Source organism: Dactylosporangium maewongense, assembly GCF_039531485.1.
Lineage (GTDB): Bacteria > Actinomycetota > Actinomycetes > Mycobacteriales > Micromonosporaceae > Dactylosporangium > Dactylosporangium maewongense.
The window spans coordinates 266127-280321 of the sequence record NZ_BAAAQD010000004.1 but is presented as its reverse complement, the minus strand read 5'-3'; the positions used below and the strand labels follow the sequence as shown (position 1 = coordinate 280321).

The 14195-nt window shown below is 69.5% G+C and carries 12 protein-coding genes and 1 tRNA gene; 7 read left to right on the top strand and 6 right to left on the bottom strand.

Annotated elements, in window-relative coordinates; all coding sequences use genetic code 11:
• Positions 1–65: 65 nt before the first annotated feature.
• Positions 66–896, bottom strand: a complete 831-nt coding sequence (locus ABD332_RS13260; protein ID WP_344502138.1) for an SGNH/GDSL hydrolase family protein — start codon at positions 894–896, stop codon at positions 66–68.
• 143 nt (positions 897–1039) lie between these two features.
• Between ABD332_RS13260 and ABD332_RS13255 the strand changes: the two genes are divergently transcribed.
• The 5 genes from ABD332_RS13255 to ABD332_RS13235 all read left to right on the top strand — a co-directional run bounded on the left by ABD332_RS13255 (position 1040) and on the right by ABD332_RS13235 (position 3787).
• On the top strand, positions 1040–1684 hold the full coding sequence (locus ABD332_RS13255; RefSeq protein ID WP_344502137.1) for a hemerythrin domain-containing protein: 645 nt from the start codon (positions 1040–1042) through the stop codon (positions 1682–1684).
• Between the two features lie 51 nt (positions 1685–1735).
• On the top strand, positions 1736–1882 hold the full coding sequence (locus ABD332_RS13250; protein ID WP_169788941.1) for a GPGG-motif small membrane protein: 147 nt from the start codon (positions 1736–1738) through the stop codon (positions 1880–1882).
• Positions 1883–2062: 180 nt separating this feature from the next.
• Positions 2063–2145: transfer RNA gene (locus ABD332_RS13245), tRNA-Leu, on the top strand.
• Positions 2146–2271: 126 nt separating this feature from the next.
• Entirely contained in the window at positions 2272–2757 is a 486-nt protein-coding gene (locus ABD332_RS13240) for a hypothetical protein (RefSeq protein ID WP_344502136.1), read from the top strand.
• Positions 2747–3787 carry a tyrosine-type recombinase/integrase gene (locus ABD332_RS13235; protein ID WP_344502135.1) on the top strand — a complete coding sequence of 347 codons (1041 nt, stop codon included), beginning with the start codon at positions 2747–2749 and terminating at the stop codon, positions 3785–3787. The genes ABD332_RS13240 and ABD332_RS13235 overlap by 11 nt, the downstream gene beginning before the upstream one ends.
• Positions 3788–5343: 1556 nt before the next feature.
• On the opposite strand, the gene ABD332_RS13230 is transcribed toward ABD332_RS13235, so the two are convergent.
• Both ABD332_RS13230 and ABD332_RS13225 read right to left on the bottom strand, forming a co-directional pair.
• Positions 5344–5793 carry a VOC family protein gene (locus tag ABD332_RS13230; protein ID WP_344502134.1) on the bottom strand — a complete coding sequence of 150 codons (450 nt, stop codon included), beginning with the start codon at positions 5791–5793 and terminating at the stop codon, positions 5344–5346.
• 288 nt (positions 5794–6081) lie between these two features.
• Positions 6082–7737, bottom strand: coding sequence for a dihydrolipoyl dehydrogenase family protein (locus tag ABD332_RS13225; protein WP_344502133.1), 1656 nt, complete (start codon positions 7735–7737; stop codon positions 6082–6084).
• Positions 7738–8409: 672 nt separating this feature from the next.
• Here ABD332_RS13225 and ABD332_RS13220 point away from each other — a divergent pair.
• Both ABD332_RS13220 and ABD332_RS13215 read left to right on the top strand, forming a co-directional pair.
• On the top strand, positions 8410–9162 hold the full coding sequence (locus tag ABD332_RS13220) for an SDR family NAD(P)-dependent oxidoreductase (protein WP_344502132.1): 753 nt from the start codon (positions 8410–8412) through the stop codon (positions 9160–9162).
• A gap of 60 nt (positions 9163–9222) precedes the next feature.
• Complete coding sequence (locus ABD332_RS13215; protein WP_344502131.1) at positions 9223–10122, top strand: ABC transporter substrate-binding protein; 900 nt, start codon at positions 9223–9225, stop codon at positions 10120–10122.
• Positions 10123–10176: 54 nt separating this feature from the next.
• Here the strand turns inward: ABD332_RS13215 and ABD332_RS13210 are convergent, their stop codons facing one another.
• From ABD332_RS13210 to ABD332_RS13200, 3 genes are all read right to left on the bottom strand, one after another.
• Positions 10177–10872 carry a hypothetical protein gene (locus ABD332_RS13210; RefSeq protein WP_344502130.1) on the bottom strand — a complete coding sequence of 232 codons (696 nt, stop codon included), beginning with the start codon at positions 10870–10872 and terminating at the stop codon, positions 10177–10179.
• Between the two features lie 53 nt (positions 10873–10925).
• The gene (locus tag ABD332_RS13205) at positions 10926–12008 is read right to left on the bottom strand and encodes a COG1470 family protein (protein WP_344502129.1); all 1083 of its coding nucleotides are present in this window, start codon (positions 12006–12008) and stop codon (positions 10926–10928) included.
• A 104-nt stretch (positions 12009–12112) separates the two neighbouring features.
• Positions 12113–14089 (bottom strand): purple acid phosphatase family protein, encoded by a 1977-nt coding sequence (locus ABD332_RS13200; RefSeq protein ID WP_344502128.1) that lies wholly within the window; start codon positions 14087–14089, stop codon positions 12113–12115.
• Positions 14090–14195 lie beyond the last annotated feature (106 nt).

The window sequence follows — 14195 nt, the reverse complement described above, 5'->3', positions numbered from 1 at the left end:
GCCTGTGACAATTTCGGCGGGTGGTCCGGTGGGCTACCACGAAGCGTCACCGGACCACACGGACTTCACCAGCCGAAACCGGCCGCGTAGCTCACCGAAGCGAGCACCGCCTGCCCCGACGCGTTGGGGTGGAAATAGTCCCAGGTCGAGATCTGCGACAGCTGGAACGGGTAGCCGAAGACGGCGCCGCCGTCGTACTTGCAGCTGGCGCCGTACGCCGCGCAGGCCGACGCCAACTGGCCGTTGAAGTCGGCGACCCGCTGCCGGACGCGGTCGCGCCGCGCAGCGTCGGCCGACGCGGTCGACGTCGGGTTGGCCAGCATCGACTGACAGATGCCGAACAGGCCCCAGGCCGTGCGCGCGCCGGAGGTGTCCTTGCCGACCTGCCAGAGCCGCTTCAGGTCAGGCACGCTGATGAGCAGCACCTTCGCGTCGGGCAGACCGGCCTTCAGCGTGCCGAGGGCCGCGTCCAGCGACGCCCGGAACGCGGCCACGCTGGTCATCGTCGACTCCGACGAGGTGCAGGCGTCGTTGGCGCCGATGAGGATCGTGACGTAGGCGACACGCTGCGAGACGGCGGTCTGGGCCTGACCTGGCATGTCAGCGGCTTTCGCCCCGCTTTTGCCGTCATTGTACGAGTGGCCGTCGATCGCCGGGTTCACCGTGCGGATCCGCAGGAAGTGGCTGTTGACGGAGGCTGTGCTGCCCGTGCTGAACGAGCGGGACGGGCAGTCGGCGAACCATCCGCACGCGTTGAACCCGCGGGTGATGGAGTCGCCCATGCTGGCGATCGATCCGGGTGGCGGCCCGGCTGCGGCGTACGCGGGAGCGGTGGCTCCCAGCAGCACGACCAGGGTGGCGGCGAGGACGGTCAGTCCCCGCCTGGCGAGGGACATGGCGGCCCCTTTCCGTAGCAGGTGGCGGCCGGCTTCCATCGAAGGCGGTACATGGGAGCGTACTGGCCGGTAACCACTCGTTTCAAGAAGTCGCGCCTCGGGTACCGACGCGGCAACGACAACAAACGATCGAGGAGGCGCACGTGAGTGCCGCACCGCTGCCGCCGCTACCGCCGGTGCCGGGCATCGAGGACGACGAGGTCGTCTTCGGCGGACCGAGCATGCTCGACCTCCTCGACGAGGACCACCAGCAGCTCGCCCAGCTCTGCGACCGGCTCGCGACCCCCGACGAGCAGGAGAAGGCCAGGCCGCAGGACATCGAGGACGTCCTGGTGGCGACGCTTGCGCGGCACCTGTCCGCCGAGGAGCAGTACCTCTACCCGACGGTCAAGGCCGTCCTGCCCGACGGCGACCCGATCGCCTCACAGGAGGTCGCCGCGGACGCGGAGCTGCTCCTCGCCCTGCAGCGGCTGCACGCGACCCCCGCCGCCGCAGGTACCGCGTACCACGACGCGCTGGAAGCGGTCGCCACCCACGTCCGCTCACACGCGGACCGCACCGGCAAGGGGGTGTTCCCCCGTCTCCGCGAACAGTGCAGCGACACCGAGCTCGTCCGGCTCGGCAACCGCGTCCTGATCGCCCGCGGCGCCGCACCCACCCGGCCCCACCCCAACACCCCGGCCAAACCACCGCTCAACAAGCTCGTCGACCCGGCCGTCGCCGTCGTCGACAAGGTCCGCGACGTCCTCACCCGCCGCACCACCTGGCCCGAGGACCTGGCTGGCTGACCGGCCGGCTGAATACGTTTATCGATCTCTCCCCGGAGGTACCAGACCATCATGGCTACTGTTCTGTGGATCATCGCGGTGCTCATCGGCATCGCCGGCGTCGTCGCCCTTCTCCGCCGGCAGATCCTGTGGGGCATCATCCTCATCGTGGTCGCCCTGCTCGTAGGCCCGGGCGGCGTGAGCATCTTCAACGTTTGACGTCGGGGGGCCGGCACCCCCCACCGGCCACCCAGGCGAAAAAGGCCCCGGCGGTTCCCCCTCCGCCGGGGCCTTTCGCGTGTCGCACCCCCCGATTCGCCAAGATCCGCGTAGACCGTGTAACGTCTCCGTCGGCCATCCGGGCGGCGAGAAAGCGACCGGGTAGGATGGTCGGAGCAAGTCGAAGTGGCGGAATGGCAGACGCGCTAGCTTGAGGTGCTAGTGCCCGCAAGGGCGTGGGGGTTCAAGTCCCCCCTTCGACACAGATCTTGGTGGAAACTCACCAACGTAGCATCCCTGCAGCATCACCGGCGGGCACGCCGGCCGACCCGAGCGGGTGACAACCCGGTCGGCTATCTGCACGTCAAGGCCCTGATCGGGTCTCGACGATGACCGGCCCGAGGCGCAGCAGCCCGGCCACGACAGAGCAGATGATCGCGGCGCTGATACCCGCTCCACTCCCCCGCCCCAGGCCGCAACCTCCGCCGCTGCCAAGCCTGCCGGACCCGCGCACCTCGCCCACGCAGGCGCTCCCGGCACTCGACATCGCCCGGCTGGACCGTTCCGGACGGGTGTCGGCCCGGCTGCTCCTCGAACGGCTCGGCTGGGGTCCCTGCCAGCAGCTGCGCACCGACGTCGCCGAGCGCACAATCCTGATCTGGCCGGACGACGCAGGTGCCGTGCTGGTCGGCGCCCGCGGCGACCTGACCCTGCCGGCCGCGGTCCGGCAGATGTGCGCCATCGAGACCGGCGACCTCGTCGTCCTCGCCGCTGACCTCCACCGCGGTCTACTCGCCGTCCATCCCGCGGAGACTGTGGCGCGGCTGCTCGCCGACCTGCACGTCCGGCTGATCACAGACGGCCATGGCCGCTGACCCGGCGAGACTCGCCGCCGCCTGGGCCTGTCTGACCGAGCTCGGGATCACCCTCGCCGACCTGCAGCACGACGCCCGGCCAGCATCACCGACGTTCGACGACTACCTCCCCCAGGTCCTCGCCGGGGCCGGTCCCGGCGCGTTACGCGCCTACCGGAGCTACTGGCAGCGCATGACCAAAGCCTGGGGAAACCAGGCAATCGACACCGTCACTGCCAGCGACCTACAAGCGATGCGACAACACGTCACCAACAGCGCCCGAGTCCGGCGCAACAGCCGCAGCGGACGCCACGCCGGCGAACTGTTCATCGCCGCCGCCCGCGCCTTCTACAACCGAGCCATCGCCGACGGCCTCATCCAGCCCGCCGATAGCCCGGCCCACCGGGTCGGCAAGCCACGACGGCTGCCCAGCACACGCAGAGCCCTGACCCCCGAGGAACTTACCGAGATCAACCTGGTCGCCCGCACCACCGGCAACGACACTCTCCTCGACGCACTCCTGCTGCGCCTCCACACCGAAACCGCCTGCCGGCGAGGCGGCGCCCTCGGGTTGCGGCTGCAAGATCTCGACGCTGAACGCGGCCTCCTGCTGCTCCGAGAAAAGGGCGGCACGGTCCGCTGGCAGCCGATCAGCCCCGACCTCGCCACCGGCCTTGCCCAGCATGCCGCAGTCCGCGGCGCGGTCCTGCCTACCGACTCCCTGCTGCGGTACCGCAACGGCTCCGTCCTGACCAGCCGCCGCTACGACCAACTCTGGCACCGCATCGGCCAACACCTGCCCTGGGTCGCCGCCCACGGCATCACCATGCACTGGCTGCGGCACACCACCCTGACCTGGGTCGAACGGCACTTCGGGTACGGCACCGCCCGCGCCTACGCCGGTCACACCGACACCACCGGACCAGCCACCACCACCTACATCCGCGCCGACCTCCAAGCCGTCGCCACCGCGCTCGCCGCGATGACAGGCCAGCCACACCCGCTCGCACAGCCCATCGACAACGGTCCGGGTGGTCTAGCGCGGCTTTGAACACACCTGCATCGCAGCGCTGCGGTACGGCGTCGCCGAAGCATCCGGACCCAGCGTGGACACGACCTGCACACCAAGGGCTGGTTCCTCGTCGAGGACGAGGTGTCCGATACGCCCGTGGTCGTCTGCGACACCACCTTCCGCCACGAAGGCCGGGTTTACCTGGGCGAGCCGCGCGCCGGCGACGACCTGGTGACCGTGCCGGCCCTGGGCAGGATCTGGGCGGGGCTGGGTTCCGATCCCGCAGATGTTCGGTCCGGGGACGGACACCGCGGACCGGGCTGGCATCGCGCCGCCCGAGAACAGCGAGCCGAGGTGTGCCTCTGATCGGACCCGGCCCTGAAGCGTCGCGCGACTCCGGCCCCGTCTCGGTCACAGTGAACGATGAACGCTCAACCTTCGCACGCGTTCCTGCTGGGGCGGGTTCACCGGGTTTCACCGGCTCGGCAGCTTCCAACGGCTGGTGCTGTGCTGGCGGGTCTTCGGCCGTGACCGCGTGGACGGTGAACTCGGCCAGCTCCGCCGGGTTCTGGGCGGCTGGGGCTACCAGCTCGGCCCGGGCCGACGACCCACTGCTGCCGTTGACCGTCGCGCAGCTGATGCTGGTCAACGGCAGCCCGCACCTGCAGGACATGACCACCGACCTGTTCGACCGGGTCCGCGAGCAGCGGCTGCTCGAGGGCGCCCGGCTCAACACCATGCACGCGGTGCAGCGAGCGGTCGCCGAGCGCGGGTTCTGCGCGGCACCGCTCGGTCGCACCGGCCAGCACGCGAGGGCCACCGGCGTCGCCGAGACCTGTCAGCAGGCCGCCGACCGTTGGTATGACACGTCCACGCTCACCCGGCGGGTCCGCGGCAGTGTCCGCGCGAACCTACTCAAGGTCGGCCGGTGGCTGGCTGCGGAACACCCCGAGGTCGCCGACCCGGCGGCGTGGACGCGGCAGACCTGCGCGACGTGGATCGCCGCCCTGGACCGCATGCGGGTCGGGGACTTCGTCCAGCGCACCGCCGGCCTCGGGGACCGGCTGGGCCAGCCGTTGACCGCGGCGACCATGGCCGGGCAGATCAGCGCGATGCGCAGGTTCTTCGGGGACTACCAGGAATGGGAATGGCTGCCCCGCCGGTTCGACCCGCAACGCGCACTGGCCGTCCCGCGCAGCATCGCCGCCCTGCTCGGCCCGGACCCGCGCGTGATCGCCGATGCCATCTGGGCGAAGCTGCTCTGGGCCGGGCTCAACCTGACCGCCGACGACGAACGTAGGCGAGCCGGGTGCTTCCGTTCGATTCTGACATTTCGGTGGCCATCTGATCACGGTACTTCCTGTGTTGATGTGAGCCGGCACGTCGGCACCGACGACGGTGAGCTCGGCCGGCTACGCCGTTCCCGCTCAAGGCGCGCCTCGGTAACCGGTATCGGCGCAGATTCCCGACCACACCATCCGCAAACGCCACGCCACCGTTTGGCGACAGGCCACGATCCGAGCGAGCGCGCTGCGAGTAGTCGGGGTGCACGGCGGCGAGGCGCGCATACGACGAGGCGTCGACCATCGCCGTCTTCATGCCACCGAGGGAGACGGCAACCACGGCGACCAGTCCCCCTCTGGGTCGGTGGTTTGCCCCACCTCGATCAGATAACCGTCGGGATCGCGGATGTAGCAACGCATCTCGTACTGGTGCTGCTTCGGCGGCGTCAGGAACTGAGCACCCCGGGCGCTCCATTCGGCGTACACGGCCTGGATGTCCGCGACCCGAATATTGAGGAAGCTGCTGACCCGGTCGGGGTCGCGTGGCGTCTCCAGGGTGACCGCGGGCTTGTCGTCGGTCGGGCCGCCACCAACATTGATGACGATCCAGCTGTTGGCTAGCGCGACATAGGTCGGCTCTCCGGAGAAGACCACCCTGCCGCCGAGTACTTCGGTGTAGAAGCGCCGAGAGCGCTCGACATCGTCCGAGACGATGAAATGGGCCAGCACAATTCCCCTTGCGGGCGGTGTGACCTCGGCCATCTAGCACCTCCACTGGTTGGGACTCATGCCCCGCTTACGGTCTGCAGGCGATGTTGCGGTGATCGGGGGTCGGCGCCGGTGATGGCGCGCCATCGAAGTCGCACGTCATTCACCCGGCATCACACTCCAGGTACAAGTGCCGGCCGCCGCAGGTCACCGAGCAGCAGCACCCCTGCGTCCAGTCCGCCGCGCACAGCGCGGCTTGCTGCCGGCCCGGCGCAGGCCCACCCGGGCGACGGCGACCCGCGGTCCGGGCCGCGATCCAAGCGACGGTCGCGGTGGCGGCGGTCAGCACGTCCAGCCGGGCCAGCGCGGGGGTAGGCGACGGCGATCTCCCGGGTAATGGGCGGCCCACCGGAGGTGCTGCTGGTGGTTCTTCGGGCAGGACGCGCCGCGCGAGAGCACGAGGATCATCGGGTTGATCTCTTGCAGCTCGCTGAATCGGCGCCTGGTCTTCGGTGTGGCCGGTGGTCGGCCCGTAGTCGGGGAAGGTCCCGCCGGGTGCGATGTCCCGCGCGCATGGCGTGCTCCTGACTGAATGTGACCGGCGAGGGCACTGTCCTTGGCGTTCCCCGCGTAATCGGCGGATGTCATAGCGATCCCTCCGTGGCCGGCTCGCGGGCGGCCGTGATCTGGCCGCGGAGCCTTCAGCGCGGCGACGTAGATCTCTGAGAAGGTGGGGAAGGGCTGGATGACGTCCCGCAGCACTGGCAGCGGCACACGTGCGCGGATGGCCAGGGTGGCCTGCTGCAGCCACTCTCCGGCCTCGGGCCCGAGCGCGTAGGCGCCCGTCAGCCGGTCGCCGTCCGACAGCAAGGTCAGGAAGCCGTTGGAGGTGGCGTAGGCGTGGGTGTAGGTGGCCGTCTTGGCCACCTCGGACACCGGGACGGTGGCGCTGAAAGCGGCCTCGGTGGCGCCGACTGCGGCCGCTTGCGGGTCGGTGTAGACGACGTCCGGTATGGCCTCGTAGTGGGCCTCGCGGGGCTCGCCCAGGATGTTCGCGGCGACGACCTCGCCCTGGTATTTGCCGACATGGGTGAGCAGCCGTATACCGGTGACATCCCCGATGGCCCACAGCCGCTCGCCGGCGCGCAGGTGCGCGTCGACTCCGATGCCGTGCGGGCCAGCGGTGACGCCCACCGAGTCCAGGCCGGCGGGCATCCGCGGACGCCTGCCCGTGGCCAGGAGCAGGTGGTCGCCGCGCAGCTCGCGACCGTCATCGAGGGTCAGGACGTAGTCCGCGCCGTCGCGCCGCGCGGCGGTCGCGCGCATGCCCAGGAATAGCTCGGCGCCGTCGGCCCGCAGGACCTCGCCGAGCGCCCGACCCAGCGGCTCGGGCTCGCGGGCCAGCACATGCCCGGCGCCCTCGGCCAGGGCCACCTCGCCGCCCAGGCGGCGGACGGCCTGGGCCATCTCGGCGCCGACCGGCCCGCCGCCGAGGATGAGCAGGCGACGCGGGACAGCCTTCATGCCGGTCACCTCGCGGCTGGTCCAGATACCGTCCAGCTCGCGCAGGCCCGCGACGGGCGGTATGACCGGGTCCGAGCCGGTGGCCACCACCACGTGCCGGGCGGTGTGGGGCACGCCGTCGACCTCGACCACACCCGGCCCGGCCAGCCGGCCGGTGCCCCGGATCAGGTCGATGCCCTTGCCCGCCAGATATTGCTGCTGCCCGGCATCGGAGTAGTCCGAGACCATGACGTCACGGTAGGCCAGCGCCTCCTGCACGTCGACGCGCGCCGTGGCCGCCGCCTCACGAGCGCCGTGCACCGCCTCGCCGGGCCGCAGCAGCGTCTTGGACGGGATACACGCCCAGTACGAGCACTCGCCCCCGACCAGATCCCGCTCGACCACGGCCACGCGCAGGCCGCCGTCGGCCAGCTCGCCGGCGCAGTGCTCGCCCGGCGAGCCGCCGCCCAGGACGATCACGTCGTGGTCGCTCATCGCTCGGGTAGCTCCTCTCCGGCCTGCTCCCGGACCACGTACTCGGCGTACCAGTCCGGCCGGTCCGGGTCCGGCTGGCCGATCCGGCCCTCGAGCTGGTCATCTACTGGGTGGTACTGGGATCACGGCCGGTCTGCGGACTGGCCGCGCAGTGTTTCCTTCCCCGCGCCCGACCGACTACTGCTCCAGGTCGGGATGGTGCGGCGGGTGGCTGCCGAGCAGCAGCCATCACGGGCCGGGCCGGTCCGCGGCCTCGGCCAGGAGCACGTCGGCGCCAAGGTCCAGGCTGACCATCGGGAGCAGGACCGGACGAGCCCGCATCTCAGCTCAGGCGCTGCCCACGCTCGCGTGCCGGACCGGCCTCGCCGTGTCCGCGCCGCGGGAACGCCGTTGGCCCCGGGGTATGAGGGGGTCGGTGTGCTGGGGGCGGTCTGTTGCCCGGTCAGGGCGGGCGCCCACCCTGGCCGTGTCTCGCGGGCGCGGAAGGTCGAACATGTTCCTGTCGGATTGGGGCAACCGCACCAGTGTGGTTCGACAACTCCCACGCACTGCACTGCTAGCGGTGCTGATGCTGACGATGCGCGGAAATGTCCCGTCGAGCCCGCTACTAACCAACCTCGCCAGCATGAACAGAGAGCGAAGACGGACAGACTGGGATGGAGGCGGACTGAGATGACCGAACGTTCCGGGACGGTCGCCCTGGTCGCCGGAGGTAGCCGCGGCATCGGTGCGGCTACCTCGCGGCTGCTGGCATCGCTGGGCATGCGGGTAGTGGTGAACTACCGGTCCAGCGACGCGGACGCGGACGCGCTGGTCGAGGCGATCCGCGCCGCCGGCGGCGAGGCCATAGCGTTACGAGCCGATGTGCGCGACCCCCGCGAGGTAGACGAGTTGGTCAAGGCGGTGTCCGCGCGGTGGGGCGCGGTCGAGGTGCTGGTCAACACTGTCAGAATCCCGTTTGCCATCAAGTCCTTCCAGGACATGAGCTGGGAGGAATTCGGCGGCAAGCTTCACGACGAGATGCTGGCCGCCTTCACGCTCACCAAGGCCGTCGCACCGGCAATGATCGACCAGGGCTACGGCCGGATCGTTCACATCGCGACCGGCCTGGCTCGGCAGCCACGGACGGAGATGATCGCGCTCGGCACGTCCAAGGCAGCACTGGTGCAGTTCGCCCGCTACGTGGCCCAGGAGCTGGGCCCCTTCGGCATCACCGTCAACGTGGTCTCCCCGGGCATGGTAGAAACCGACGTCGCCGGGAAGGTGTCCCCGCAGGTCAGGGCTCGGTTGGTCGCGGCGACCCCGCTGGGGCGGATCGCCCGGCCGGAGGACGTGGCTGGGGTCGTCGCCTTCTACGCAAGCGACGAGAGCGGCTTCATGACCGGTACGTACGCACCGGTCAATGGCGGCCTCGCGATGGACTGACGACGCCGGACCGATCGACAGCAACGCAGTCCCAACCGCTGCACCGGGGTGGCACCCGCCATGCAAACACTCGACCTCGCCTATGTCGGGCGGGGGATCCACGAGGAACTGGTCGCCTATGTCGCCGACCAAGAGGACTACTACGCCGACGAGGGTGTACACGTCGCGCTGCGCGACGGCTGCGGCTGGGATATCGAGCGGTTGCGCCGAGGCGCGACGATCGGCCTGGGCCGCGCGATGTTCTCCCGGCTGACCGACCACATCCCGTGGACGGCGCTGAGTGTGAACACCCACCGGCCGCTGTTCTGGTTCCTCGGCCGCGGCGACCTGACCTCCCTGCAGGACTTGCAGGGCCGCCGGCTCGCGGTGCACCACCCGCTCACGCCACCCGGCTGCTTCGCACGCATCGTGCTGCGCCGCAACGGCCTCGACCCCGACCGCGACGTCAAATGTGTCGCCCGCAAGCCCGGTGACTACGGACTGGACCTCCGCGGGCTGCGCAAAGGCTCGATCGACGCCGCACTCGTCGGCAGCACCATGGCACCCGAGCAGGTGGCCGCCGAGGAAGGATTCCAGGTCCTGGCCTTCGTCGGGGACCACTTCCAGATCCCGACCGTCGGGGTGGCCGTGGACCCGACCCACGTCCCGCTCGACACCCCGGCGCTGCACGCCGCGGTCCGGGCCAACCGTCGCGCTCTGCGCACCATCCGGGAACACCCCGAGATCGCCGTGACGCACATGCAGGCGTTCCTGGGCCGACACACCCCGGACGAGGTCCGCCACCACTACGACCAGTTCATCGCGCCGTACTACACCGATGACGGCCAGGCCGACCTCAAGATCGGCGACGCCGCTATCAACACGGTCGCAGCAGAACTGGGCGTCACCGCCGAATTCCGTGCGGCCGAGGTGTACCGAACCGACCTCGTGGCCGCGGACGGCGACGCACCAGTGCCATGACTCGGGCCGGCTGGCACCCATCAACTGGTGATCGGCGTTCGGCTGCTGGAACAGTTACGCCAGTTGCAGGCGGAGACCCATCTGGTGTTCACAGGTGAATGCCGGCCGCGATCGGGCTGGAGTTCCGTCGCCGTGATCACCGCCAGCGGAGTCGAACGCTGCGGTGAACTTCGTGTCTCGGTCTCGTAGCAGGAAGCGCAGCCTGCTGGCGTGCTGGTCGAGGTTCATGAGCAGATTCCGGGCCTGTTGTGTGACCCAGGCGCCGGTCGGGTGGGCGGTGACGCCGGCGATGTGGACCTGTCGGGTGGCGGGTTCGATGAAGAACAGTACATAGATCCGTTTGAGCAGCACGGTGTCGACGGTGAAGAAGTCGCAGGCCAGGATTGTGTGGGCCTGTGCGGTGAGGAACTGCTGCCAGGTCGGTCCGGTCCGGCGGGGTGCCGGGTCGACGCCGGCCCGGTGCAGGATCTTCCAGACCGTGCTGGCCGCGATCCGGTGGCCCAGCCGAGCCAATTCACCTTGTACGCGGCGATGGCCCCAGGTCGGGTTCTCAGCGGCCAGACGCAGCACCAGGTCGCGGACCTCCCGGTCCACGGGTGGCCGGCCGGGAGGCGCATGCGGATACGTCCAGTGCCGAGCGATCAGCTGCCGGTGCCGGCGCAGCTCGCAGCAGCCGCAGCCGAGCAGCAGCGGCACCACCAGAGCGGTGACAACCAGGTTGGCAAGGCGGGACCGGTGGGGCATCGGCATCTACACATCACGATCGATGGTTCGAATCCGCCGGGGGCACTCTCACCGGGCGGTCAGCTCGGCTGGGTCTCCTGTTTGTTGCGGAGCGCCTGCTCGACGGCCTCCTGCACGCGGGCGTCCTCGCGGAGCTTGCGCCGTGCGCGGCTGCGGCGGACGAGAACGGGGGTCACGACGATGACAGCGATCAGTACGACGACCAGCAGCACCAGCATCCACGGGAGGGCCCAGCTGTGCGTCGTGGCCTGGACCTGCTTGCGCGAGGTGGTGGAGCCCGACGCGTCGGTGAGCCGGGGTGTGAGAGTTGCGGTCGCAGCCAGCCTGAGTGCGGGCGACACGCCGTGGACGGTCGCCGTCACGTTCCAGCTCTCACCGGGGAGAAGCTCCGGCGACGCCGCGATCCCGCTCGCTTCGGTCCGCAGCCACCCGAACGGGCCGGATACCGACACCGTCTGCTGGGCCGAAAGGATGGCGTTGCCGGTGTTGTGGATCGTGTACGTGACGGTCGCGGTGCCCTTCGCGAACGGGTTGAGCGAGCCGGCGTAGTCGACGTGGAGGTCCTCGATCGCAAGGTTCGGCTTGATCTCGCCGCTGACCCGCAGCTTGACCCGGATACCCAGGCGACGCTCGACGTTGATGCCCTCAGCGTCGTTGGGCTGCGTCAGGGAGGTGACGATGCCGCCCACATAGTCGCCGGGCGTGGCGTTGTCCGGAACGGTGACCGTGAAGGGCACGTCGGCGGACTCCCCGGGCTTGATCGCGATGGTGCCGGGGTTCGCGTGGACCCAGACGCCGATCCCGATGGACTTCTTGTCCTTGGTGATCAGGTCGAGCTGGCCCGTGCCGGTCGTGAAGCCGTCGGCGGCGTAGACGGCCAGGTTGAGCGGAGCCGTGCCACGGTTGGCGACGACCATGGTGTCCTCGACCCGCCCACCGGGGTTGACGGAATAGCTGAAGCTGGACCGATCGGCGCCGTAGCTGTTCGAGGCCGTTCTGACCGTCCAGGCGACGTCGCCCTCCTCGGCCAGGGCAGTGCCCGCACCCAACCCGACGACCGCGAAGGCGGCGAGCAGGGCCAGGACGGCGATACGGACGAGGGCGGCGACGGTTGGCTTCCGACGCGGTGCGGGCGCATGCATCTGGGGGTCCTCGAGCAATCTGGAGCAGGTCTGGAACAGGTCTGGAACGAGGGGGCGGGGCGGGCACCCGAAGGTGCCTGCCCCGCCTTGTCAAACGTGTCCGGTCAGCTGCTCAGCGCAGTGATCGTGAGGGTGGCACGGTAGCCACCCTTCTCGACGCTGCCCGGGATCTTCAGATCCAGGTCAGCGCCCAACCGGGCGGTGCCCTTGGCGTGGCCCTGGTTGGCCCAGCCGAGACCGCGTGAGACGGACAGGCCCTGGCCGTGGTCGTCGTAGCCGGAGGCCACCGACCCGCTCGCCTGAGCACCAGCGCCGGCCTCGATCACCTGCGGCGTCCAGCCGAGGTAGGCGCCGGAGAAGGTCTTGTCGCCGTCCCGGAAGTCACTCACGCTGGCCGAGATCGACCACGGCGCGAGCGAACGCCGGTTGTCCGACACGACGATCGGGTTGATGTGGCCCGCCGCCGCGAAGTAGTCGCCGTTGTGGTCCTCCGCGGTGCCGAGGTTCACGAGGCCGTTGTAGCCGTCGATCGTCCAGCCGAACTCGCCGGGAGCGGCGTTCGGCACGTTGACCTGGATGGCCTGGCCGTCGCCCTGGTACGGGTGGACGGTGACCGAGTCGACGATCGAACCGACCGGCTGGTTGGCCGGCGAGTTGTTGCACCAGGCGCCACGCTCGACGGCCGCGTTCGGCGCAGCACAGGTGCCGCTGCGGACGTTCTCGACGACGAGCTTGTCGCTGCGAACCTGGACCTTGACGTAGGTCCGGACGTGCTCCTGGTTCTGGACCGAGTTGTACCAGTAGCTGTTCGGGTTGAGCGGGTCCGCACCGTTGCCGGCGCCGCTCGTGCCGCTGTTGTCCGGAGCGGTGATGTCGTAGTACTTCGAACCCGAAGCCGAGTTACCCGTAACGTAGATCACACCACCGGGACCGGGGAACACATCAGCGGCGCCGGGCTGCTCGGCCGGGTTCGCCTTCGCGCCGTTCTTGATCTCGTAGCTGCGGGAGTAGCTGTGGTCATGCCCCTGCAGCACCACGTCGACGCCCAGGTTCGAGAAGGCGGTCGGGAAGTCGACCCGACGCACCTTGTTGTCCGAGTCCTTGGCGTGGTCAGCCGGCGAGTAGATCGCGTGGTGGTAGACGAGCACCGTCCACTTGGCCTCAGCGCCGTGCTGGTTGATGACGTCGGTCACGTAGGCGATGTGCGCCTCGTCACCGCCGCCACCCGAAGCGGTGCGGTAGCTGTTGCTGTTCAGGTCGATGAACAGGACATCCTTGTAGATGTACCAGTAGTCACCGCCCGAGGTGTTGGACGCCGGGTTCCCGTTGGAGTACAGCCGGGCCGAGCGGTCCGTGTTCGGCGTGAACAGGTGCTGCTCGTACGCCTTGCTACCCACATCGTGGTTACCGATGGTGGCAGCCCAGGGGTACTGACGCAGCTTGTCAGGTGCGAGGAACGCGGTCCACTGGGACTCGGTGCCCGCCGTCTCGACCTGGTCACCACCCGACACCAGCAGTTCGGCGTTCGGGTTCGCGGCGAGCGAGACGTCCAGGGTGTCCTGCCAACCGGCCTGGTCCTTCGCCACGTCACCCGACGCACCGATCTGCGGGTCGCCGTAGAACAGGAAGTCGTAGTCGCCTTCGAAATCCTGCGTCTTGAAGGAGTACGTCGGAGACCAGTTGCCCTCGGCACCGACCCGGTAGGAGTACGCCGTCTGCTCCTGCAGGCTGGCGAGCGTCGCGTGACGGTTGAAGCCGCCACTGGTCGCGATGTTCGCCCCGCCGATGGCGTCGAAGGTGGCAGCACCGGCCGGGAACTCGCCGTTGGCGAGCGCGGCGGTCGGGGCGAGCTGGACCTTCTGTGCGGTGTCGGCCGACGAGTACCAGGTCACGATGCGCTGGGTCTCGTTCGCGCCGACGCCGAGGATGATGCCGCTGAGCGTGACGGGGTCCGCAGCGCTGGCGGGGGTCGCCAGACCGCCGCCGATGGCCACAGCCAGGCCCAGGAACGCCGCGGTGGTCCCAGCGACCACGCGACGCCGCGCAGGCCCGGAGGCCTGCTTGGAGGTGCTTACTTTCACGGTTTTCTTCCCTTTTCCGATGGAGGTACGGGAAAGCGACCTCAACGTTTCGCCATTCGATGAATCGACCGTGAATTCGATCTTGCGGCCAGTTGCATGTCCATGA